Origin of the sequence: Rathayibacter sp. AY1A5 (genome assembly GCF_002930875.1) — a bacterium.
Lineage (GTDB): Bacteria > Actinomycetota > Actinomycetes > Actinomycetales > Microbacteriaceae > Rathayibacter.
Genome location: NZ_PSTM01000033.1, coordinates 1 through 23,287, shown reverse-complemented (window position 1 = coordinate 23,287; position 23,287 = coordinate 1). Strand labels below are relative to the sequence as shown.

The window sequence follows — 23,287 nt, the reverse complement described above, 5'->3', positions numbered from 1 at the left end:
GGAGGGGGAACGCGTCATCGCAGGACTTTCTCGAGTGGCCGGCGGGGGCCGGCAGAGGGGGTACTCGATGCTCGCACGGCGGACGCACGAGTGCGACCGGAACGGGGGCCCTCCGTCTGGGGGACGCGCGGGAGCTGAGGTCCTCCGCGGGTCAGAGCGCCGGGAGAGGCCGCCTGAGAGCGTCCAGCCGCTTCCGCCAGGCGTCCAGGCGGCCCGGCTCCGCGGCGAGCGCCGGTCCGTCCGCCCAGGCGGTCGCCAGCCGCAGACCGTGCAGGGCGTTGGCCGTCCAGACCTCACGGCCCTCCAGCGACTCCGGCTCGGCCGGGGCCTCGATCACGTCCACGCCGAGCGCGCCGGCGAGCACCGAGACGGTGCGAGCCGTCACGCTGCGCACGCGGGTGCTCGTCGCCGGAGGGACGACCAGCGCGTCGCCCAGCCACCACAGGATCGCGCTGCTCGCTCCGTCGATGACAGCGCCCTCGGCGTCGAGCAGCACGGCCTCGTCCGCTCCCGCGGCGTGCGCGCGCGTCCGCAGGAGGGCGAGACGTGCGATGTCCGGCCCCTTCCAGGACGGTGTCCGGCGCGGATCCACGGGGCTCGTCCACAGCACCACGGAGCGGGTCGTCGGCGGGGCGGATCGCAGCCGGAGCCGCAGGGCGCCTCCCGAGAGCTCGACGCGGGGGAACGAGCGGCCCTCGCGGGGCAGGGCGGCGATCGCGGCGTCGAGGAACGGCTCGACGTCCGGGTGCCCGCCCGCCGAGGCGACGGAGGCAGCGAACCGCTCGCGGTGCAGGTCGAGCCCGCGGACGCGTCCCTCGTCCACCAGCCAGGAGTCGGCCGCGTCCAGGGAGGTGCCGGGCGGCTCGGGAACGCTCGTCAGGGCCCGCCCGTCCCACTCCCGAACCTGCTCGCCGTCCACGACCGCCTACGCTAGCCCAGTGGTCTCGGAGGATCGGCACGTCCGCTCGATCGAGCTGCCCTGGGTCGATCCGGAGCTCGCGCACCACGCCCTGTTCGCCACGGCCGAGGCGTCGTTCTGGCTCGACTCGGGCCTCGGAGCGACGAGCGGCCGCTCCTACCTCGGCGCGTGCGCCCGCGGGGACGTGCTCCTCGTCGAGGCCGGCGGCGACGTGGCGGCGGCGCTCGCCGCGGTCGACGACGAGGCCCCGGCGGGCGACCGCGCGCTCGGCCGCTACGGCTGGATCTCCTACGAGGCGGGAGCAGCCTCCGTCTCCCTGCCCTCGGCGCCGACCGGCCCCGCGGATCCGCCGGCCCTCGCCCTGCTCCGGGGCGACCCCGTGCTCGAGTTCGACCACGGGGCCCGGACCGTCCGCCTGGTCGCCACGGGAGACGTGCAGGAGCTCACCGCGCGCCTGCTCGAGCTCGTCGGGGCGCCCGCCCCCGCGGACCCCGCGGATCCCGAGCCCGCCGGCGTCCCGGTCCGCCGCCACTCCGCCGCCGAGTACACGGCGCTGATCGGCCGCTGCCAGGAGGCCATCCGCGCGGGGGACGCCTACCAGCTCTGCCTCACCGACGAGATCGTCGTCGAGGGCCGGTTCGATCCGGTCGAGGCGTACCGTCGCCTCCGCCGCTCCAGCCCGAGCCATCACGGCGGGCTGATCCGCCTCGGCCCGCTCGCGCTCGTCAGCGCCTCGCCCGAGCGGTTCCTCACCGGCGGGGCCGATGGACGCGTCGCCACGCATCCCATCAAGGGCACGCGCCCCCGGGGCCGGGACGCCGACGAGGACCGCGCGCTCCGGGACGAGCTCGTGTCGAGCGTGAAGGAGCGGGCCGAGAACGTGATGATCGTGGACCTCGTCCGCAACGACCTCGCCCGGATCGCCGCCCCCGGCTCCGTCGTCGTCGACCGCCTGCTCGAGGTGGAGAGCTACCCGCACGTCCACCAGCTGGTCAGCGAGGTCTCGGCCCGCCGCGCGCCGGGCGTCGGGATCGCCGAGCTGATCGCGGCCCTCTTCCCGGCCGGCTCGATGACGGGAGCGCCCAAGCGCCGGGCGGTGGAGCTGCTGCGGGAGTGGGAGGGCGGTCCCCGCGGCGTCTACTCCGGCGCCTTCGGCCGCCTGGGCTCGGACGGCTCGCTGGACCTCGCGATGACCATCCGCACCCTCGTGCTCGACGGCGAGCGCGCCCGCCTGGGGACCGGCGGCGGCATCACCGCCCTCTCGGTGCCGGAGGAGGAGGTCGAGGAGACGCGGCTGAAGGCGCGGGCGCTCCTCGCGGTGCTGGGCGCCGCCGAGGAGTGAGCGGGCGCCGCGTTCGTCTGCCGTGCGCGCAGGGCCAGTAGGGTTGATGGTCGAACGCAGCCGCCCACGTGTGCGCGTTCTCCCCCTCCTTCAGAAGTGAGAAGCACCTGTGGCAGAAGACACCTCCCGGCAGACCGGCGCGAGCGACGAGGAGCGCTACGACTTCCGAGCGCTCCAGGAGAAGTGGCTCCCGATCTGGGAGGAGACGCGCCCGTTCGCGACGGACGACCCCGACGACAAGCGCCCCCGCAAGTACGTGCTCGACATGTTCCCGTACCCCTCGGGCGACCTGCACATGGGCCACGCCGAGGCGTACGCGCTCGGAGACGTGATCGCGCGCTACTGGCGCCAGCAGGGCTTCAACGTCCTCCACCCGATCGGCTGGGACAGCTTCGGCCTGCCCGCCGAGAACGCCGCCATCAAGCGCGGGCTGGACCCGGTCACCTGGACCTACGACAACATCGAGCAGCAGAAGCGCTCGATGAAGCGCTACGCCGCGTCCTTCGACTGGGACCGCGTGCTGCACACCTCCGACCCCGAGTACTACAAGTGGAACCAGTGGCTGTTCCTCAAGATGTACGAGAAGGGCCTCGCCTACCGCAAGGACAGCTGGGTCAACTGGGACCCGGTGGACCAGACGGTCCTGGCGAACGAGCAGGTCCTGGCGGACGGCACCTCCGAGCGCTCCGGCGCGGTCGTGGTCAAGAAGAAGCTCACGCAGTGGTACTTCAAGATCACCGACTACGCCGACCGGCTGCTCGACGACCTGAACCAGCTCGAGGGCTCCTGGCCGTCGAAGGTCATCGCCATGCAGCGCAACTGGATCGGCCGCTCCATCGGCGCCGACGTCGAGTTCGAGATCGAGGGCCGCGACGAGCGCGTCACCGTCTTCACCACGCGCCCCGACACGCTCTACGGGGCGACCTTCATGGTCGTCGCGCCCGACTCCGACCTCGCCTCCGAGCTGGTCGAGGGCTCCGAGCCCGCGATCCGCGACGCGTTCCGCAGCTACCTCGAGACGGTGCAGAAGTCGAGCGAGATCGAGCGCCTGACCGCCGACCGCCCCAAGACCGGCGTGTTCCTCGGCCGCTACGCGGTGAACCCCGTGAACGGCGAGCGGCTGCCGATCTGGGCCGCCGACTACGTCCTCTCGGACTACGGCCACGGAGCCGTCATGGCCGTGCCCGCGCACGACCAGCGCGACCTCGACTTCGCCCGCGCCTTCGACCTGCCCGTGCGCGTGGTCGTCGACACCAACGCGTCCGTCACCGGGGCGATCCCGGTCATCCCGGAGGACCCGGAGGAGCTGGCCGCGCTCGAGAAGGAGTACTCGCTCGACCCCGCCACGACCGGCGAGGCGCTGACCGGCGACGGCCGCCTGATCAACTCCGGGCCGCTCGACGGGCTCTCCAAGCGCACCGCCATCGAGCGCGTCATCAGGATGCTCGAGGAGCGCGGCCGCGGCCGCTCGGCCAAGAACTACCGCTTGCGCGACTGGCTGATCTCGCGTCAGCGCTACTGGGGCACCCCCATCCCGATCATTCACGGAGCCGACGGCGAGCTCGTGCCGGTTCCCGAGGACCAGCTGCCCGTCGTCCTGCCCTCCACCGACGGCCTCGACCTGCAGCCGAAGGGCTCGTCGCCGCTCGGAGCGGCGGAGGACTGGGTGAACGTGCCGCACCCGGTGGACGGCTCGCCCGCGCGCCGCGACCCGGACACGATGGACACCTTCGTCGACTCCTCGTGGTACTTCCTCCGCTTCCTCTCGCCGAAGGACGACACGCAGGCCTTCGATCCGAAGCTCGCCGAGAAGTGGGCGCCCGTCGACCAGTACGTCGGGGGCGTGACGCACGCGATCCTGCACCTGCTGTACGCGCGCTTCATCACCAAGGTGCTGTTCGACCTGGGCTACGTGTCGTTCACGGAGCCCTTCACGGCGCTGCTCAACCAGGGCATGGTCCAGATGGACGGCGCGGCGATGTCGAAGTCGAAGGGCAACATCGTCCGCCTCTCGGACCAGCTGGACGAGTTCGGCGTCGACGCCGTGCGCCTGACGATGGCGTTCGCCGGCCCACCCGAGGACGACATCGACTGGGCCGACGTCTCGCCCGGCGGCAGCGCGAAGTTCCTCGCCCGCGCCTGGCGCCTGGCGAAGGACGTCACCTCGAGGCCCGACGTCGAGTGGAAGTCGGGCGACGCGGCTCTGCGCCGCCAGACCCACCGCTTCCTCGCGGAGTCCCCGTCGCTGATCGAGGCGTTCAAGTTCAACGTCGTGGTCGCGCGGCTGATGGAGCTCGTCAACGCGACCCGCAAGGTCGTCGACTCGGGCGCCGGGGCCGGGGACCCCGCGGTCCGCGAGGCGGTCGAGGTGGTCGCGATGGCCCTCAACCTGTTCGCGCCGTACACGGCGGAGGACATGTGGCACCGCCTGGGCTACGAGGGCACCGTCGCGCACGCGCTGTGGCGCAAGGCCGACCCGTCGCTGCTGGTCGAGGAGAAGGTCACGGCGATCCTGCAGGTCGACGGCAAGGTCCGCGACCGGCTCGAGGTCTCGCCGAAGATCTCCTCCGACGAGCTCGAGGAGAAGGCGCGGGCCACGGCCGGCGTCGCCCGGGCTCTCGTCGGCCGCGAGGTCGTGAAGGCGATCGTGCGGGCGCCGCGCCTGGTGAACCTGGTGACGAAGGCGGTCTAGCCGCCGATCCGTCCAGACGGGGCTCCTCCTCTCGCAGGAGGGGCCCCGTCGTGCGTTCTGCGCCGGTGCTGCCCTCTCCTCCACAGGGAGGCGATCCGGCGGGCTCTCCCCGGATCGGCGTCGGCGGCCGCGCCGGGCGGGGACACGGGTCCTACCGTCGGCGGATGCCAGAGACCAGCGGGACGGACGACGAGCAGCTGACGGCGCTGCTGCGGCCCCGGCGCGCCCGCCCGCGCTGGCGCGTGGGAGTGGGAGCGGCGGTCGTGCTCGTCATCGGCGCCGCGGTGGTCGCGGTGCTGCTCGCGGGAGCACGGTCGAGCGGTCATGAGCGGGTCCTGGAGCCCGCCGTATCGACGAGCGCGCCCGCTGCTGCGGTGGTCGAGTCGCTGTACGTGCACGTGGCCGGGGAGGTCGCCTCTCCCGGGCTGTACGTCCTGTCGCCGGAGGCGCGGGTGGCGGACGCGGTCGCCGCCGCCGGAGGGTTCCAGGAGTCGGCGGAGCGCGCGGCGGTCAACCTGGCCCGGAGGCTCGTGGACGGCGAGCAGATCGTCGTGCCGGCCGTGGGAGCGGCGCCGGCCGCGGCGGGAGCGGCTCCGGGCGGGGCCGCTCCCGCAGGAGCCTCCGCCGCCGGATCCGTGCTGAGCCTGAGCACGGCGACGGCGGCCCAGCTGGAGGAGCTGCCCGAGATCGGCCCGGCGACCGCGAAGAAGATCGTCGCCCACCGGGAGGCGAACGGCCCGTTCTCCTCCGTCGACCAGCTGCTCGAGGTCCCCGGGATCGGCGAGAAGACGCTCGCCGCGTTCCGCGACCAGGTCGCGCCGTGAGGAGCGTGCGGGCGGCGGACCTGCGGCTCCTGCCGGCAGCGGTGGCCGCCTGGACCACCGCGTGGGCGGCCGGGATGCTGCCGGTCGCGGCAGTGCTCGACGGGGGCCTCTCGTGGTGCGCCGCGGGCTGGGTGCTGCTCGGGGCGGCGTGCGTCCTGCTCCGGCGCGGCCTCGGCGGGCGGCTGGTCGGAGCGGTGCTCGTCGGGGGCGCGGGTGCCGCCCTCGCCCTCACCTCCGTCGTCGCCGCGGCGCCCGGTGACCACCCGGCGTCGCTGCGGGAGGCACAGGAGGATCGCGCCCTCACCCCGGTCACCGTGCGCGTCGACACGGGTGCCCGACCGCTCGCGACCGGGGGAGTGTGGTTCGACGCGACGGCGCTGCGGGTGGGAGACGCGTCGACCGCGGCCCCCGTCCGCGTGCTGCTCGCCGATCCCGGCGGTCGGCTGCCGGTGGGCGCCGAGCTCGACCTGGAGGCGCGTGCTGCGGCGCAGGAGGCGCCCGTCGGCGAGGCGACGATGCTGAGGGCGGCGTCCGTTCAGGACCGGCGCGGTCCCGGGGGAGCGGCGGCCGTCGCGGAGGTGCTGCGCTCGCGCTTCCTCGAACGCGCGGCGCTGGTCGGCGGCGACGTGGCGGGGCTGCTGCCGGGCCTCGCGACCGGCGACACGTCCGCGCTCGACGCGGGGCTCGAGGAGGCGATGCGCACCGCGTCGCTCACCCACCTGACCGCCGTCTCGGGCGCCAACTGCGCCGTGGTGGTGGTCGCCGGCTGGACGATCGCGGCGCTCCTCGGCGCCGGGCGCCGCCTCCGGACCGTCGCCGCCCTCGCCCTGCTCGCCGGCTTCGTGGTGCTGGTGACCCCCGAGCCGAGCGTGGTGCGGGCCGCCGTGATGGCGACGGTGGTCCTCCTCGCGCGGCTCGGGCGTCGCTCCGGAGCGGCCGTGCCCGCCCTGCTCGCGACCGTCGTCGTGCTCGTGGCCGCCGACCCCTCGATCGCGGGGAGGCTCGGCTTCGTGCTGTCCGTCCTCGCCACCGCCGGACTCCTGCTGCTCGCCGAGCCGATCGCGGGCGCTCTCGGTCGAGTGCTGCCCCGGCCTCTCGCCCTGCTGCTCGCGGTGCCGACCGCGGCGCAGCTCGCCTGCCAGCCCGTGCTGCTGCTCGTGGACCCCTCGGTGCCGGTGTACGGAGTGCTCGCCAACCTGCTCGCCGAGCCCGCGGCACCCGCCGCGACCGGGCTCGGGCTCATCGGCTGCCTGCTCGCCCCCTGGTGGCCCGGAGCCGCCGACGCGGCGATCCGGCTCGCCGCCGTCCCCGCCTGGTGGATCGCCTCGATCGCCCGCGCCGTCGACTCGTGGCCCGCCCCGAGGATCGCCTGGTGGCCCGGAGTAGGAGGAGCGCTCACGCTCACCGTGCTGACCCTGCTCGCCCTCGTGCTGGTCACGCAGTCGCCGCGGCTCGCGCGGGTGCGCCGGGTCGCCGCCGTCGGGCTGGCGTGCGCGATCGCCGCCGCCGGCGGCACCACCGTCGCCACGCCGCTCCTCCGCGCCGCCTCGGTTCCCGAGGACTGGCGTGTCGCGATGTGCGACGTCGGGCAGGGCGACGCGGTCCTCCTCCGCGGAGACGCGGGCGTGCTGCTCGTCGACACGGGGCCCGAGCCCGCACCGCTCGAGGCCTGCCTCCGCTTGATGGGAGTGGACCGGATCCCGCTGCTGGTGCTCACTCACTACGACCTCGACCACGTCGGCGGGCTCCAGGCCGTCCTCGGACGGACCGACGCCGCGCTCGTCGGGCCCGCCGCGGGCCGCGACGACGAGCGCGACCGGGCGGCGCTCACCGGCGCGGGGGTCGCCGTGCAGGAGGCGGTCCGCGGCGACAGCGGCGCGCTCGGCTCGCTGCGCTGGCGGGTCGAGTGGCCGGAGCGGCGGAGCGCGCTGCGGGGCAACGAGGCGAGCGTGACCCTCCGGGTCGACATCGGCCCGGACGCCCGCGGCGGCCCGCTCTCCGTCGCACTCCTGGGCGACCTCGGCGAGCAGGAGCAGGGACGCGTCTCCCGACTGCCGGTCGGCCGGGTCGACGTCGTCAAGGTCGCGCATCACGGCTCCGCCGACCAGTCGCCCGCCCTCTACGACGCGCTCGGCGCGAGCGTCGGGCTGATCTCCGTCGGGGCGGAGAACGACTACGGACATCCGAATCCGTCGCTCCTCGCTCTGCTGGCCGAGCGCGGGGTCGAGGCGCTGAGGTCGGATGTCGAGGGTACGGTCGTGCTCGCGTCCCGCAGCGACGGGATCGCGGTCTGGGTGAGCGGCGCGACGGCTCCCGCGGCGGCCTCGGGGCGCCGTGAGCGGGCCGTAGGGTGGAGGGCGCTCGGACGGGCGCGGCACGGAAGGACACGGCATGGCAGGCAGGGCCCCGGCGCGCGCGAAGGCAGCGCCCTCGAAGGCGGCGATCCCGCAGCTCGCCTGGAACCAGACCCGGCCGGCGCCGATCGTGCTGATCACCGGCCCGGAGCAGTTCCTCGCCGACCGCGCGCTGCGCTTCCTCCGTGAGTTCCTCCGGGCCGAGGATCCGAGCCTCGAGGTCAGCGACATCGACGCCGGCGGCTACGCGCCGGGGGAGCTGCTGACGCTCGCGAGCCCGTCCCTCTTCGACGAGCCCCGCCTCATCCGCGTCTCGAACGTCGAGAAGTGCACGGACGCGTTCCTCCTCGAGACCCTCGACTACCTCTCGGCGCCCGCGGACGGGGCGACCCTGGTGCTCCGCCACGGCGGCGGCAACCGGGGCAAGAAGCTCCTCGACGCCATCCGCTCGGGCACGGGCGGCGGCATCGAGATCGTCTGCGCCGAGCTCAAGCGCGAGAGCGACAAGGTCGACTTCGCGATCGCCGAGTTCCGCACCGCCGGCCGCACGGCGACCACCGGTGCCGTCCGAGCCCTGGTGTCTGCCTTCTCCGACGACCTCGACGAGCTCGCGTCGGCGTGCCAGCAGCTGCTGTCCGACGTCACCGGCGAGATCACCGAGGCGACCGTCGCGAAGTACTACGGCGGCCGCGTCGAGACCACGGCCTTCACCGTCGCCGACTCGGCGATCGCGGGCCGTCACGGCGAGGCGCTGCTCGGGCTCCGCCACGCCCTCGCCTCCGGTGCCGACCCGGTACCGATCGTCGCCGCGTTCGCGAGCAAGCTGCGGACCATGGCGAAGGTCGCCGGCTCGCGCGAGGGCTCGGGCCAGGTCGCCTCGCGTCTGGGCCTCGCTCCGTGGCAGGTGGACCGGGCCCGGCGCGACCTGCAGGGCTGGACCGGCGAGGGCCTCGGCACCGCGATCCTGACGGTCGCCGACGCCGACGCGAACGTGAAGGGCGCCACCCGCGACCCCGTGTACGCCCTCGAGCGTATGGTCTCCGTCGTCTCCGCCCGGGGCCTCTGACCCGCCCGAAAGGCCCTGCTCCCGCGATCCGCACCGACCTCGTCCTCGGCGGGTCTCGATCCGCCGCTCCGCGGCTGCTCGACCAGCAGCGAAGGGTTCACCTCCCCTCGCAGGGTCGCACCGCGGCCGACGAAGAGTCGGACAACGATCTCGCAGGGTCACCGGCGACCCGCGTGTCAGCGGATCGTCGTACCCGGAACGGAACCCGCTCCTCCCACTGCGACCATGCGCGGAAGCCGACCGCGCGACGGCCGACGAGGAACGAGGAGCCCGTCGAGATCGGTGCGGGTCACCGGCGATCCGCGTGTCAGCGGATCGTCGTACCCGGAACGCAGGACGCTCCTCCCACCGCGACCCTCCGCGGTAGCCGACCGGGCCGCAGCCGATCGAGAGCCGGACGATGCCCTCGCAGGGTCACCGGCGATCCGCGTGTCAGCGGATCGACGTACCCGGAACGGAACCCGCTCCTCCCACCGCAACCAAGCGCGGAAGCCGACTGCGCGACGGGCGACGAGGCACGAGGAGCCCGTCGACCGCGAAGCGGAAACGACGAAGGGCCCGGCCAGAGGCCGGACCCTTCGTCGTTGCAGCTTCGCGCAGTATTACAGCGCGGCGACCTGCTTCGCGATGGCCGACTTGCGGTTCGCGGCCTGGTTCTTGTGGATGACGCCCTTGCTGGCGGCCTTGTCGAGCTTCTTGGCGGCGAAGGCGAGGGCGGTGCCGGCCTTCTCGGTGTCGCCGGCGGCGATGGCGGTGTGGACCGAGCGGATGGCGGTCTTCAGCTCGCTCTTGACGGCCTTGTTGCGCTCGTTCGCCTTCTTGTTGGTGAGGTTGCGCTTGATCTGCGACTTGATGTTTGCCACGTGGATTACCTTCTTCTCGGATGTGCGTGTGTGCAGCCGGCTACTCGACGGAGTGCCCCTTCCGCGGGCGTCTGAACGCCCTGCGGTGCGACTGGAGGTCGCCGGCTTCTGATCACTCCACGCCTGCCGGGTGTCCGGAGGGGGAGCGCAAGCCAACAAGGAACTTTAGCGCACCCGTCGTCACCCTTCAACCGCGCCGCGCCCGCGGGTGCGGCGCCGTCCGGGTCGGGGCCGCCGGCGCGACACGCCAGGGGAGGCGGACCGCCGTGGCGTCTCGCGGTCCGGGCCCGCCGGTAACGTGACGCCGGTGCCCCGTCTCGCCGATCACCTCTCCGCGGTGCCGCCCTCGGGCATCCGCCACCTGTTCGAGATCGCGCTGCGGCTCGACGGAGTCACCCTCCTCGCGGTGGGCGAGCCCGACGTGCCGACCGCGCCGCACATCATCGAGGCGGCCCGGGCGGCGTGGGCGGCCGACGACACCCGCTACGGGCCCAACGGCGGAGTCCCCGAGCTCCGGCGCGCCCTCGTGGAGAAGCTGGCGCGAGACAACGGCATCGAGGCGGACGTCGAGCAGGTGTGGGTGACCGTCGGCGCCACGCAGGCGCTGCACCAGGCGATGACGCTCCTGCTCGGGCCCGGCGACGAGGTGCTCATCCCCGACCCGGGCTACACCGTCTTCACGACCAACGCGCGGACCATCGGCGCCGTCCCCGTGCCGTACACGCTGCGCGCCGAGAACGCCTTCCTCCCCGATCCCGAGGAGGTCGAGCGCCTGATCACCGACCGGACCCGCGTCCTGATCGTCAACAGCCCGTCCAACCCGCTCGGCGTGGTGTTCCCGAGGGAGGTCCTCGAGCGCCTGCTCGACATCGCCCGGCGCCACGACCTGTGGGTGCTCAGCGACGAGGTCTACGAGTACTTCACCTACGGGCGCCCGCACGTGAGCCTCGCGGCGATCGCGCAGGAGCGCGGGGACGACGCCGACCGCGTCCTCAGCGTCTTCTCCTTCTCGAAGACCTACGCGATGACCGGCGTCCGCGTCGGCTACCTCGTGACGCCTCCCGGCTTCACGTCGATCATGGTCACGGTGCAGGAGGCGGCGATCAGCTGCGTCGCCACTCCGGACCAGCGCGCCGCCCTCGCCGCTCTGACCGGGCCGCAGGACGCGGTGGCCGCCGCCTCCGACCACTACCTCGCCAACCTGCGGCTCGCGACGGGCGTGCTCGACGAGCGGGGGATCGCCTACCGCGAGCCCGAGGGCGCGTTCTACCTGTGGATCGACATGGCGCACGCGACCGGAGGGGACGTCGCCTCCTGGGTCGAGTCGTTCCTCCTCGAGACCCTCGTCGCCGTCGCTCCCGGCAGCGCCTTCGGCCGCACCGGCGAGGGCTGGATCCGCGTCTGCCTCGCCGCGGATCCCGCCGCGCTCGAGCACGGGCTGCGCGCCCTCCCGGCCCCGGTGCGCGGATGAGCGCCGCCGAGGTGCTGGTCCGGCGCGTCCGGGCCCAGGAGTACGACGAGGTCTCGCGCCTGCGGCTCGCCGCCTACGCCCACGACTACGAGCTGGGGGAGGAGTACGCCGCCGACGTCGCCGCGGTCGCCCGGCACGACGTCGAGGGCGAGGTCTGGGTCGCCGTCGAGGGCGACGGGCGGATCCTCGCCACGGTCACCACCGCGCGCCCGGGCGCGAACCTGTACGAGCTCGGGCGCCCCGGCGAGCTGGACTGGCGGCTGCTCGCCGTCGCCCCGGAGGCACGTGGGCGGGGTCTCGGGCGGCTGCTCACCGAGTTCGTCGTGATGCTCGCCGCCGAGCGGGGCCTCCAGCGGGTCGTGATGAACAGCGGCACGCTGATGACCACCGCGCACGGCCTCTACGAGAGCATGGGCTTCGTCCGCCTCGGCGAGCGGGAGAACCCGCCCGGCGTCGAGCCCACCCGCACCTACGGACTCGATCTGTAGCCGCCGGTCCCGGCCTCCGCCGCCGGGCATGGGACACTGGTCCCACGATGTCTCCACGTGCACACTCCGGGCTCGAGCCCGCCGCGACCGATCCGGCGTCCATCCGCAACTTCTGCATCATCGCCCACATCGACCACGGCAAGTCCACCCTCGCCGACCGGATGCTCGGCATCACGGGTGTCGTCGAGGACCGGGCGATGCGCGCGCAGTACCTCGACCGCATGGACATCGAGCGCGAGCGCGGCATCACGATCAAGTCGCAGGCCGTGCGGATGCCGTGGGAGCGCGACGGGCGCACGTTCGCCCTGAACATGATCGACACTCCGGGCCACGTCGACTTCTCCTACGAGGTCAGCCGCTCGCTGGCGGCCTGCGAGGGCGCGATCCTCCTGGTCGACGCGGCGCAGGGCATCGAGGCCCAGACGCTCGCGAACCTCTACCTCGCGCTCGAGAACGACCTCACGATCATCCCTGTCCTGAACAAGATCGACCTGCCGGCCGCGGATCCCGAGAAGTACGCGAAGGAGCTCGCGAGCCTCATCGGCGGCGACCCGGACGACGTCCTCCGCGTCTCCGGCAAGACCGGCATGGGCGTCGAGGCGCTGCTCGACCGCGTCACCGAGCTCATCCCGCCGCCCGTCGGCGACCCCTCCGCCCCTGCGCGCGCCATGATCTTCGACTCCGTGTACGACGCCTACCGCGGGGTCGTCACCTACGTCCGGATGATCGACGGCAAGCTCTCGCCGCGCGAGAAGATCCAGATGATGTCGACCCGCGCCACGCACGAGATCCTCGAGATCGGCGTGTCGAGCCCCGAGCCCGTCGCGACGCAGGGTCTCGCGGTCGGCGAGGTGGGATACCTGATCACCGGTGTGAAGGACGTGCGCCAGTCGAAGGTCGGCGACACCGTCACCACGGCGTCCAAGCCCGCGACGCAGGCGCTGCCCGGCTACACCGAGCCGCTCCCGATGGTCTTCTCGGGCCTGTACCCGATCGACGGCAGCGACTACCCGGACCTGCGCGAGGCCCTCGACAAGCTCAAGCTCTCGGACGCGGCGCTCGTCTACGAGCCCGAGACGTCGGTGGCGCTCGGCTTCGGCTTCCGCTGCGGCTTCCTCGGCCTCCTGCACCTCGAGATCATCACCGAGCGCCTGCAGCGCGAGTTCGGTCTCGACCTCATCACCACGGCGCCCTCGGTCATCTACGAGGTCTCGACGGAGGACAAGAAGACCGTCACCGTCACGAACCCGAGCGAGTTCCCCGTCGGGAAGATCGCCGCTGTCACGGAGCCGATCGTCAAGGCCGCGATCCTCGCGCCGAAGGACTACGTCGGCACGATCATGGAGCTCTGCCAGAGCCGCCGCGGGACCCTGATCGGCATGGAGTACCTGGGCGAGGACCGGGTCGAGATCCGCTACCACATGCCCCTCGGCGAGATCGTCTTCGACTTCTTCGACAGCCTCAAGTCCAAGACCGCCGGCTACGCCTCGCTCGACTACGAGCCCGCCGGCTCGCAGGAGGCCGACCTCGTGAAGGTCGACATCCTGCTGCAGGGCGAGCAGGTCGACGCGTTCAGCGCGATCGTGCACCGGGAGAAGGCCTACGCCTACGGCGTGCTGATGACGGGGCGCCTGCGCAAGCTGATCCCGCGTCAGCAGTTCGAGGTGCCGATCCAGGCCGCCATCGGCGCCCGGATCATCGCCCGCGAGTCGATCAGCGCGATGCGCAAGGACGTCCTGGCCAAGTGCTACGGCGGCGACATCACCCGCAAGCGCAAGCTCCTCGAGAAGCAGAAGGAGGGCAAGAAGCGGATGAAGATGGTCGGCCGCGTCGAGGTCCCCCAGGAGGCGTTCATCGCCGCGCTCTCGGGTGACGTCGAGACCAAGGACAAGAAGTAGGACTCCTCCAGCGGAGGCGCACCCCCCGAGAGGGGACCTGCGGTGAGGGGCCATTGCGGCGCCGATCACTTCCCAGGTAGCTTTCGAGCGCTGGACGCGGCTGCGGATCGAGGACGATCCGCTCGGGGGCTGGAGCGTCGACGGTCGGCCCTCTCATCACGATCAAGGGGGAAGCCCGTGGACTCTGCACGCACGAGGAAGCACTGGATCAGATCGGGGGCGGCGCTGCTGGGCGTCGCAGCGGTGACGGCGGGATCGCTCGTCGCCGCCGCACCCGCATCAGCCGCGAGCCGTGAGGTGCAGGCGTCGCCCGCGCCCTTCGTCTGGGAGGACATCGACCAGTTCGGCGTCGCGAAGGGCCTGTCCGTCTCCTCCGACGCGGAGACCATCACCGTCGAGCTCCCGGCCGCGAGCGCGTCCGCCGGGTTCACGGAGTGGTCGCACCCGGGGTACGAGACCGTGGACTGGCGCCTCAGCACCAGCGATGCCGACTTCGTGTCGGGCTCCTCGGCTGTAGACGCCGCCGCCAACACCATCGAGATCCCGCTCGAGCGCACGGTGGGCTCGTTCGAGCAGCCCGCGGTGAGGCTCGACCTCACCGCGGAGGCGCCGCAGGCGGACGACGCCTACGTCCCCCCGGCGCTCGAGTCCACGACGGGCTTCGACCTCAGCGTCACCGCCGGCCTGACCGTCGCTCCGGCGAGCGGCGAGGACGCGGCCGTGGTCGACCTGTCCGCGACCACTCCGAGCTCGACCCGCCACGACGGCGTCTTCTGGGCCGGCGGCGGCAGCCTGACCGACGCGGGCGCCGGCGACGTCGTCGTCGTCGAGACGGGCGTGCCCGGCTTCTTCGGCACCTCCGTCCGGGCCACCGTCGGAACGGACGGCACCCCGGCGCTCACCGCCCCCGCTAAGGTCCTCGACGACGGCTCGTCGGTCGCGGTGAAGCCGAACCAGGACTTCTACGACCGGTACCAGAACTTCGGCGACACTTCGCTCACGGGCGCTCCCTCCATCCGCGTCACGGGAGCCGGCCGCGGTGTCGAGCAGCCGGCGGGCTCCGCCTTCGTCGTCCGGGTGCCCCTCAGGGTCGTCGCGTCGACGACTCCGCCGACCACCGGGCCGACCCCTGGCAACGGTCCGACGGTGACCCGCCTCGCGGGCACCGATCGCCAGGGCACCGCCGTCGAGATCTCGAAGGCGACCTTCGACACCCCCGGCGTCCCCGTCGTCTACATCGCCACCGGCGCGAACTTCCCCGACGCGCTCAGCGCCGGTCCCGCCGCCGCGAAGCAGGGCGGCCCGCTCCTCCTGGTCGACCGCGACTCTGTGAGCCAGGTCGTGCGCGACGAGCTCACCCGTCTCAAGCCCCAGCGGATCGTCGTCGTCGGCTCCGACCTCAGCGTCAGCGACGCCCTCGCGACCGACCTCGGCCAGTACGCGAACGGGAGGGTCTTCCGCCTCGGAGGCACCGACCGCTACGACACGTCGCGGAAGATCATCGAGAGCGCCTTCGGCACCTCGCCGAAGGGGGCCTGGCTCGCGACCGGCGAGAAGTTCCCCGACGCGCTCAGCGCCACCGCCGCCGCGGGCAAGAACTCCGCCCCCGTCGTCCTCGTGAACGGCGGCCTCCCGGCGGCCGACCCGACCACTGTCGGGATCCTGACGCGGCTCCGGCCGCCGGTGCTCACCATCGCGGGATCCGAGCTGTCGGTCAGCGCCGGCATCCAGAACTCCCTCACGGTGCCGGCCGGACCGGTCGTCAACCGCATCGGCGGGGTCGACCGCTACGACACCTCGGAGCAGCTCAACCTGGCGGCCTTCCCCCGCGGGTCGAAGACCGTGTTCCTGGCCACCGGAGAGAACTTCCCCGACGCCCTGGCGGGAGCCGCGGCCGCCGGGCTTACGGGGAGCCCCCTCTTCGCCGTGCCCCCGACCTGCGTGCCGGTCAAGGTGCTGCAGGACATCAAGGCCGGCGGAGCGACGAGCGTCGTCCTCCTCGGCGGCACCGGCACCCTGTCCGACGCCGTCGCGAAGCTGACTCCCTGCAGCTGACCCGACCCGCACCACGACGAGGGCCCTCCTCCCGCTCCGGCGGGGGAGGGCCCTCGGTCGTTCCCGGCTCGGGACGCCGACGGTCGGATACGCTGGGTCGGATGGACAGCACCACCCGGCACGCGGACTCGACGCGCGCCGCGCTCGAGGAGTCCGGGAAGAAGGTCGGGACGTGAGCATCCGCCGCTCCAACTTCGAGGGCCAGCCGCAGGTCACCTACGCGGCGGTCGGCGGCACTCTGGCACCCGACCTGCTCGAGTACCCGCCGGACGGCTTCACGGCCGAGCGTTTCGAGGCCCGTCTCGGCTCGGGCGACGAGCGCTTCGCCATCACCACCGCCTCCCTGATGACCTGGGGCGTGCAGCGCGGCAGCGGCATCGAGGTGACCGACATCACCAGCGGGAGCGGCGTGCAGTACACCGGCGTCAACTTCGACGCGGCGGGCACCCCGATCGACCTCGTCAGCCGGCCGACGGAGGAGCACTTCGCTCCCGACGGCACCCCCTACATCACCGCCGGCGTGACCGCCGTGCTCCGCGTGACCCTGCTCGGCCGCGTCTTCGACGCCCCGGTCCGCGTGGTCTACGTCGTCGACGAGCCCGACCAGGTCGGCTTCGCCTACGGCACCCTCGAGGGCCACCCCGAGAGCGGCGAGGAGTCCTTCGTCGTCGAGAAGCGCGCGGACGACTCGGTCTGGCTCGTCATCCGGGTCTTCTCGCGACCCTCCACCCGTCTTTACCGCCTGGGCGCGCCGGTGCTGCGCGCCGTGCAGAAGCGCCAGGTCGCCAAGTACCTGCGCGCGCTGCTGCCGGCGCGCGTCAGCTGACGTGGGGAGCGCCCTCCCGATCGCCGATCCTGCTCCGCTCGACGGCGGACTGCCCGCGTCCGTCGTCGACGGCGTGGAGCAGCGGGACCTCGGCCTCTACGTGCACGTGCCGTTCTGCCGGGTCCGCTGCGGGTACTGCGACTTCAACACCTACACGGCGACCGAGCTCCGCGGGGCGAAGCAGCAGGACTACGCCGACGAGGCGATCACCGAGATGGCTCTCGGCGCCGACGTGCTCAAGCGCGCGGGCCTGCCCCGGCGCCCCGCCCGCACGGTCTTCTTCGGCGGCGGGACGCCCACCCTCCTGCCCGCCGGCGACCTGGTGCGGATGCTGGGCGGCCTCCGCACTCACTTCGGGGTCGCGCCCGACGCCGAGATCACCACCGAGGCGAATCCGGACTCCGTCGACGCCGCCTACCTCCGCGCGCTGGCCGAGGCGGGCTTCACCCGCGTCAGCTTCGGGATGCAGTCGGCCGTGCCGCACGTCCTCGCCACGCTCGAGCGCACCCACGACCCGGAGCGGGTCCCGCTCGTGGTCGAGTGGGCGAGGGAGGCCGGCCTGCAGGTCAGCCTCGACCTCATCTACGGCACGCCGGGGGAGTCCCTGGCCGACTGGGAGCGGTCGCTCGACTCCGCGCTCGCCAACCGGCCGGACCACCTCTCGGCCTACGCCCTGATCGTGGAGGACGGCACGAAGCTCGCCCGGCAGATCCGCCGCGGCGAGGTCGCGACCCCGGACGACGACCTCACCGCCGACATGTACGAGCTCGCCGACGCGCGCCTGGCCGCGGCCGGGTACTCCTGGTACGAGGTCAGCAACTGGGCCCGCGACGACGCCCACCGCTCCCGGCACAACCTCTCGTACTGGCTCGGCCACGACTGGTGGGGCGTCGGTCCCGGCGCCCACAGCCACGTCGGAGGCGTGCGCTGGTGGAACGTGAAGCACCCGGCGGCCTACGCCGACCGGCTGAGCACCGGTGCCTCGCCCGCTGCCGGGCGGGAGACGCTCGACGCGGGCACGCGGCGTGTGGAGGACGTGCTGCTGCGCTCGCGCCTGGCGGACGGGCTGCCCATCGACGCGATCGACGCCGGTCGGCGCAGCGAGGTGGCGGGGCTCATCGCCGACGGCCTCGTCGACGGCCGGGCGGCGCTCGGCGGCCGGATCGTGCTGACCCTGCGCGGCCGTCTGCTGGCCGACGCGGTCGTGCGCCGCCTCACCGACGGCTGAGGCCGGATCCCGGGGCGGGCGACGCACGGCCGCCCCGGTTCCGCGGCTACTTGAAGAACGGGATGCTGAGCGGGTACGTGTAGTACTCGCCCGCGCTGGCGCGCACCGAGGCGATGATCGCGAAGACGATCACCAGGATCGGCACGACCAGGAACACGATGAAGCCGACGAGCACGAAGGACAGGATCGTCCCGGCGACGTAGGCGATCAGCGTCGTCAGGTGGAAGTTGAGGGCCGTCTTGGCGTGCGCCTCGAGGAACGGTCCGCGCCCCTTGAAGACCAGGAAGACGATCAGCGAGGGCAGGAAGCTGAAGAAGATCCCGGTCACGTGCGTGACGATCGCCCAGGTCTTCTCGTCCGCCGGGTTCAGCGGCGGAGCCGGGGTCCCGTAGACGGGGGGCGGGGGAGGGGTGGCCGACATGATGGTCTCCGTTCCGGCGGCGGCGACGGGCGTCCCCCGTGCGCTCGGCGTCCATCGTGGCATGCGGCGACTCCCTGCGCACCGGGCCGCGCGGGACCTCCTCCTCGGGGATGACGGGGCTCCTCCCCGCAGCCCTGCAGGAGTGCACCCCGGCCGATCCCGGCGCAACCCCGCCGGGCGGTCCGCCTCCCGGTTATGATTGGCACTCAGAGTTGCGGAGTGCCAGGCTCCGCGCGGCGTCAGCGCCGCAGACGGTCGTGCCCGCGGGCACTCGGAGTCCGGCGGGAGGTCGGTCGTATGGTCACGGAGCGCGGTCTCCAGGTCCTGCGCGTGATCGTGCAGGACTACGTGGCGAACCGGGAGCCGGTGGGCTCCAAGTCGATCGTCGAGCGCCACGCGTTCGGCGTCTCGGCCGCCACCATCCGCAACGAGATGGCCCAGCTGGAGGAGGAGGAGCTGATCGCGGCTCCGCACACGTCCTCCGGACGCGTGCCGACCGACAAGGGCTACCGCCTCTTCGTCGACCAGCTCGCCGACCTGCGCCCGCTGACCTCCGCGCAGCGCCAGGCGATCGAGACCTTCCTCGGGCAGAGCCCGGACCTCGACGAGGTGCTGGTCAAGACCGTCCGCCTGCTCTCTCAGCTCACCAACAGCGTCGCGCTCGTGCAGTACCCGTCGTTCGGAGCCGCGCGGCTGCGCCACGTGGAGCTCGTCGCCCTCGCTCCCCGCCGCCTCCTGTCGGTGCTGATCACCGACACCGGCCGCGTCGACCAGCGCGTGCTCGAGACCCCGGAGGACGTGGACGACGCGCTCCTCGGCGAGATCCGCGCGAAGCTCAACACGGCCGTGCTGGGCCTCGGGCTCCAGCAGGCGGCCGAGACGCTCGGCTCCGTCGCGGAGCGCTTCAGCCCCGAGCGGCGCCACGTGCTGACGCCGATCGTGCAGACCCTGCTCGAGCAGGTCGGCGCCAACCGGCAGGACCGCCTGGTCATGGCCGGCGCCGCCAACCTCGTCCGCACCGAGGAGGACTTCTCGGGCAGCATCTACCCCGTGCTCGAGGCGATCGAGGAGCAGGTGGAGCTGCTGCGCCTCTTCGCCGAGATGACCCCGGACCCCCGGGGCATCTCGGTGCGCATCGGCCGCGAGAACGCGCCGTTCGGGCTGCAGGAGACCTCGGTGCTCACGAGCGGGTACAACACCGCGGGCGGCCAGGTCTCGCGCCTGGGCGTGCTCGGCCCGATCCGGATGGACTACTCCGGCAACATCACCGCGGTGCGCGCCGTCGCCCGCTACCTCTCCCGCCTCCTCGGCGAGGAGTAGGCCCGACCTCCCGGCCCCCGCCGGATCCCCCCGGTGCGCCGTGCCCGGCCCACCGACCCACGAACGAAGGACGAAGCCACCTGTGGCCGATCACTACGAAGTGCTGGGCGTCGACCGCGACGCCTCCGCCGACGAGATCAAGAAGGCGTACCGCCGACTCGCCCGCGAGCTGCACCCCGACGTCAACCCGAGCGCGGACGCCTCCGAGCGCTTCAAGCTCGTCACGCACGCCTACGACGTCCTGAGCGACGCCCAGCAGCGGGCGCAGTACGACCGCGGGCCCCAGGAGGGCTTCGGCGGCGGCGGCCAGGGCTTCGGCGGGTTCGGCGACATCTTCGAGACCTTCTTCGGGCAGGGCGCGCAGGGCTCGTCCCGCGGGCCGCGCTCCCGCCGCGAGCGCGGCCAGGACGCCCTGCTGCGCGTGGAGGTCTCGCTCGACGAGGTCATCTTCGGCACCCACCGCGACCTCGAGGTCGACACGGCGGTGCTCTGCGAGACGTGCCAGGGCTCGTGCTGCCAGCCCGGCACCTCGCCGGTGACCTGCGACATCTGCCACGGCTCCGGCCAGATCCAGCGCACGGTCCGCTCGCTCCTGGGCAACGTGATGACGGCGAGCCCCTGCGGCACCTGCCGCGGCTACGGCACCGTCATCGCGACCCCCTGCTCCACCTGCCAGGGCCAGGGACGCGTCCGCGCCCGCCGCACCATCCCCGTCGACGTCCCCGCGGGAGTCGACACGGGCCTGCGCCTGCAGATGCCCGGCAGCGGCGAGGTCGGCCCGGCCGGCGGCCCCAACGGCGACCTGTACCTCGAGATCAAGGTCAAGCACCACGACGTCTTCAGCCGCAACGGCGACGACCTGCTCTGCACCCTCGAGGTGCAGATGACGGACGCGATCCTCGGCTCCACGGCGTCGCTCAAGGCGCTCGACGGCGACATCGAGATCGAGATCAAGCCGGGCACGCAGAGCACCGAGATCGTCACGATCAAGGGACGCGGAGTCACGCGCCTGCGGGGCAGCGGACGCGGCGACCTCCGCATCGGCATCCAGGTCGTCACCCCGACGAAGCTGGGCCACCGCGAGCGGGAGCTGGTCCAGGAGCTCGCGAAGCACTACAAGCCGCAGAAGCCCGCGCTGACCCACTTCCAGCAGGGCCTGTTCTCCAAGCTCCGCGACCGCTTCCTGGGCTGAGCCCGTGGCGCACCACTACATCGACGAGTCGCTGGACTCCGGCGGCTTCGTCGTCGGGGGCCGGCTCGCGCTCACCGGCGCGGAGGCACGGCACGCCGCAACCGTCAGCCGGATCCGCGCGGGCGAGAGCGTCCGGGTCGGTGACGGGCGCGGACTCGTCGCGACCGCGGTCGTCGAGAGCGCGGAGCCGGCGCGAGTGGTGCTCGTCGTGGAGTCGATGCAGGAGTCCCCGGTTCCGTCCCCGCGCCTTGTCCTCGTCCAGGCCCTCGCGAAGGGCGACCGCGACGAGCTCGCCGTGCAGGCGGCGACCGAGCTCGGGGTGGACGAGGTCGTCCCGTGGCAGGCCGCGCGGTCGATCTCGCGGTGGTCGGGCCCGAAGGAGGAGAAGGGGCGCGAGCGCTGGCGGGCCATCGTGCGCGAGGCGAGCAAGCAGTCGCTGCGCCCCCGGGTGCCCGAGGTCGCGCCGCTCGAGCAGGTGCGCGGTCTCGTCGCGCGCGCCGCGACGTCCCGCGTGCTGGTCCTCGAGCCCTCGGCGCAGGCGCGGCTCTCCCAGGTGGTCCCGGACGGACGCGACCTGGTGCTCGTCGTCGGGCCCGAGGGCGGCATCGCTCCGGAGGAGCTGCGGCTGCTCGCGGAGGCGGGCGCCGAGGCCGTCGCGCTCGGCGACTCCGTCTTGCGCACCTCGACCGCAGGTCCCGCTGCCATCGCCGTCCTCTCGGCCCGCCTGGGCCGCTGGTGACGCTCCTCCACAGCCGCCTCGGGGCGCCGGAGCAGGGTGCCGTGGGCGAACGCGGCGCCCGTCGCGCACGGGCCCCGTTTAAGATGAGTGCATGAGCGAACCTACCGTCTTCACGCGCATCGTCCAGGGCGAGATCCCGGCCGATGTGGTGTTCGAGAACGAGCGCATCCTCGCGATCACCGACATCGAGCCGAAGGCGCCCGTCCACCTCCTCGTCTTCCCGAAGACCCAGGAGCACGCCACGGTCGCCGCCCTCGCCGCCGCCGATCCCGCCCTGCTCGCCGAGATGGTGCAGGTCGCCCAGTCGCTCGCCGACGCCCACAGCAACGGTCAGTTCCGCCTCGTCTTCAACTCCGGCGAAGAGGCGGGCCAGACCGTGTTCCACGTGCACGCCCACGTCCTGGGCGGCCACCAGACGGAAGGCTCCCTTGCCACCGGTTGAGAACACGGGCGCGAGCCCCGACGAGCGTCCCGCCCCCGGCGCGGACGCGTCCGAGACGACGCGGCGCGTCGTCGCCGTCGACGGAGTCGCGATGGTGCGCCTCCTCGGACCCCAGGACCGCCTCATCCGAGCGGTCGAAGGACGATTCCCCGATGTCCGGGTGCACGTGCGCGGCAACGAGGTGACGCTCGACGGCGAGCGCGAGCCCGTCGCCGCGGCGACGCGCCTGGTGGAAGAACTGGTGCGCATGACCGCGAGCGGGCACGATCTCGACCCGGAGGGCGTGCGCGAGTCCGCCCGCATCCTGCAGAACGGCGGGCCGGTGAGCCCGGCCGAGGCGTTCGGCCAGGCCATCCTCACGGCACGCGGACGGAGCGTGAGGCCCAAGACGCTCGGGCAGCGCGAGTACGTCGACGCGGTCGATCAGAACACCATCGTCTTCGGCATCGGCCCGGCCGGAACCGGCAAGACCTACCTGGCGATGGCGAAGGCCGTGCAGTCGCTGCAGCGCAAGGAGGTCGAGCGGATCATCCTGACCCGCCCGGCGGTCGAGGCGGGGGAGCGGCTGGGCTACCTGCCCGGCTCGCTCACCGACAAGATCGACCCGTACTTGCGCCCGCTCTACGACGCGCTGAACGAGATGATGGACCCCGAGATCGTCCCGAAGCTGCTCGCGGCCGGCACGATCGAGGTCGCGCCGCTCGCCTACATGCGCGGGCGCACGCTCAACAACTCGTTCGTCGTGCTCGACGAGGCGCAGAACACGACGCCCGAGCAGATGAAGATGTTCCTCACCCGCCTCGGCTTCGGCTCCAAGATGGTCGTCACCGGCGACATCACCCAGGTCGACCTGCCGACCGGCGCGAGCGGACTCCGCCTCGTGACGCGCGTGCTCGACGGCATCGACGACATCCACTTCTCGCGCCTGACCAGCGAGGACGTGGTGCGCCACAGCCTGGTCGGCCGCATCGTGGACGCGTACACCGAGTACGACCAGCAGAAGCAGGCGCAGCACTTCGAGCGCGAGCAGGCCCGGGAGTTCGCGAACCGCGCCGAGCGCCGCGGCCAGGCCGCCCGCCCGCCCGGCGACCGCCAGCCTCCGCGCCGGTGAGCGCGAGCCGGCCCCCGACGACGAAGCGCCGGGCGG

The 23,287-nt window shown here is 73.0% G+C and carries 19 protein-coding genes; 16 read left to right on the top strand and 3 right to left on the bottom strand.

Translation table 11 applies throughout. From position 1 onward, the window contains the following. Nucleotides 1-151: 151 nt before the first annotated feature. On the bottom strand, nucleotides 152-919 hold the full coding sequence (locus C5B98_RS15745; RefSeq protein WP_258063534.1) for an aminotransferase class IV: 768 nt from the start codon (nucleotides 917-919) through the stop codon (nucleotides 152-154). Nucleotides 920-938: 19 nt separating this feature from the next. Here C5B98_RS15745 and pabB point away from each other — a divergent pair, with 19 nt between their 5' ends. From pabB to holA, 5 genes are all read left to right on the top strand, one after another. After that, nucleotides 939-2,261: an aminodeoxychorismate synthase component I gene (gene pabB, locus C5B98_RS15740; protein WP_104248211.1), complete on the top strand. Its 1,323-nt coding sequence runs from the start codon at nucleotides 939-941 to the stop codon at nucleotides 2,259-2,261. 109 nt (nucleotides 2,262-2,370) lie between these two features. Continuing rightward, complete coding sequence (leuS, locus tag C5B98_RS15735) at nucleotides 2,371-4,953, top strand: leucine--tRNA ligase (protein WP_104328074.1); 2,583 nt, start codon at nucleotides 2,371-2,373, stop codon at nucleotides 4,951-4,953. Nucleotides 4,954-5,117: 164 nt separating this feature from the next. Then, nucleotides 5,118-5,777: a ComEA family DNA-binding protein gene (locus tag C5B98_RS15730; RefSeq protein WP_104328073.1), complete on the top strand. Its 660-nt coding sequence runs from the start codon at nucleotides 5,118-5,120 to the stop codon at nucleotides 5,775-5,777. Beyond that, entirely contained in the window at nucleotides 5,774-8,320 is a 2,547-nt protein-coding gene (locus C5B98_RS15725; protein ID WP_146076986.1) for a ComEC/Rec2 family competence protein, read from the top strand. The genes C5B98_RS15730 and C5B98_RS15725 overlap by 4 nt, the downstream gene beginning before the upstream one ends. Beyond that, a complete protein-coding gene (gene holA, locus C5B98_RS17390) occupies nucleotides 8,220-9,197 on the top strand; it encodes a DNA polymerase III subunit delta (protein ID WP_258059737.1) in 978 nt (325 codons plus the stop codon). Before C5B98_RS15725 ends, holA begins: the two co-directional genes overlap by 101 nt. Before the next feature lie 602 nt (nucleotides 9,198-9,799). On the opposite strand, the gene rpsT is transcribed toward holA, so the two are convergent. Then, a complete protein-coding gene (gene rpsT, locus C5B98_RS15715; RefSeq protein WP_097165711.1) occupies nucleotides 9,800-10,060 on the bottom strand; it encodes a 30S ribosomal protein S20 in 261 nt (86 codons plus the stop codon). Nucleotides 10,061-10,367: 307 nt separating this feature from the next. On the opposite strand from rpsT, the gene C5B98_RS15710 reads away from it, so the two are divergent. The 6 genes from C5B98_RS15710 (at nucleotide 10,368) to hemW (ending at nucleotide 18,026) form a co-directional block, all read left to right on the top strand. After that, nucleotides 10,368-11,531, top strand: a complete 1,164-nt coding sequence (locus tag C5B98_RS15710; protein WP_104318019.1) for a pyridoxal phosphate-dependent aminotransferase — start codon at nucleotides 10,368-10,370, stop codon at nucleotides 11,529-11,531. Then, nucleotides 11,528-12,019 (top strand): GNAT family N-acetyltransferase, encoded by a 492-nt coding sequence (locus C5B98_RS15705; protein WP_104318020.1) that lies wholly within the window; start codon nucleotides 11,528-11,530, stop codon nucleotides 12,017-12,019. The genes C5B98_RS15710 and C5B98_RS15705 overlap by 4 nt, the downstream gene beginning before the upstream one ends. Before the next feature lie 47 nt (nucleotides 12,020-12,066). Continuing rightward, on the top strand, nucleotides 12,067-13,917 hold the full coding sequence (lepA, locus tag C5B98_RS15700; protein WP_104328072.1) for a translation elongation factor 4: 1,851 nt from the start codon (nucleotides 12,067-12,069) through the stop codon (nucleotides 13,915-13,917). Nucleotides 13,918-14,094: 177 nt separating this feature from the next. Beyond that, nucleotides 14,095-15,972, top strand: a complete 1,878-nt coding sequence (locus tag C5B98_RS15695) for a cell wall-binding repeat-containing protein (RefSeq protein ID WP_146076985.1) — start codon at nucleotides 14,095-14,097, stop codon at nucleotides 15,970-15,972. A gap of 172 nt (nucleotides 15,973-16,144) precedes the next feature. Continuing rightward, nucleotides 16,145-16,798, top strand: coding sequence for a DUF1990 family protein (locus C5B98_RS15690; RefSeq protein ID WP_244229440.1), 654 nt, complete (start codon nucleotides 16,145-16,147; stop codon nucleotides 16,796-16,798). Nucleotide 16,799: 1 nt separating this feature from the next. Then, a complete protein-coding gene (gene hemW, locus C5B98_RS15685) occupies nucleotides 16,800-18,026 on the top strand; it encodes a radical SAM family heme chaperone HemW (RefSeq protein WP_104328071.1) in 1,227 nt (408 codons plus the stop codon). A 46-nt stretch (nucleotides 18,027-18,072) separates the two neighbouring features. Here hemW and C5B98_RS15680 read toward each other — a convergent pair whose 3' ends face one another. Continuing rightward, nucleotides 18,073-18,510 carry a DUF4870 domain-containing protein gene (locus tag C5B98_RS15680; protein ID WP_244229439.1) on the bottom strand — a complete coding sequence of 146 codons (438 nt, stop codon included), beginning with the start codon at nucleotides 18,508-18,510 and terminating at the stop codon, nucleotides 18,073-18,075. A gap of 234 nt (nucleotides 18,511-18,744) precedes the next feature. Between C5B98_RS15680 and hrcA the strand changes: the two genes are divergently transcribed. The 5 genes from hrcA (at nucleotide 18,745) to C5B98_RS15655 (ending at nucleotide 23,251) form a co-directional block, all read left to right on the top strand. Further along, nucleotides 18,745-19,767 carry a heat-inducible transcriptional repressor HrcA gene (gene hrcA / locus C5B98_RS15675; RefSeq protein ID WP_104223131.1) on the top strand — a complete coding sequence of 341 codons (1,023 nt, stop codon included), beginning with the start codon at nucleotides 18,745-18,747 and terminating at the stop codon, nucleotides 19,765-19,767. A gap of 82 nt (nucleotides 19,768-19,849) precedes the next feature. Continuing rightward, the gene (gene dnaJ, locus C5B98_RS15670) at nucleotides 19,850-20,959 is read left to right on the top strand and encodes a molecular chaperone DnaJ (RefSeq protein ID WP_104225203.1); all 1,110 of its coding nucleotides are present in this window, start codon (nucleotides 19,850-19,852) and stop codon (nucleotides 20,957-20,959) included. A gap of 4 nt (nucleotides 20,960-20,963) precedes the next feature. Beyond that, nucleotides 20,964-21,698: a 16S rRNA (uracil(1498)-N(3))-methyltransferase gene (locus tag C5B98_RS15665; protein WP_104248360.1), complete on the top strand. Its 735-nt coding sequence runs from the start codon at nucleotides 20,964-20,966 to the stop codon at nucleotides 21,696-21,698. 91 nt (nucleotides 21,699-21,789) lie between these two features. Then, nucleotides 21,790-22,140 carry an HIT domain-containing protein gene (locus C5B98_RS15660; protein WP_104225201.1) on the top strand — a complete coding sequence of 117 codons (351 nt, stop codon included), beginning with the start codon at nucleotides 21,790-21,792 and terminating at the stop codon, nucleotides 22,138-22,140. A gap of 91 nt (nucleotides 22,141-22,231) precedes the next feature. Then, on the top strand, nucleotides 22,232-23,251 hold the full coding sequence (locus C5B98_RS15655) for a PhoH family protein (protein ID WP_104328075.1): 1,020 nt from the start codon (nucleotides 22,232-22,234) through the stop codon (nucleotides 23,249-23,251). Nucleotides 23,252-23,287 lie beyond the last annotated feature (36 nt).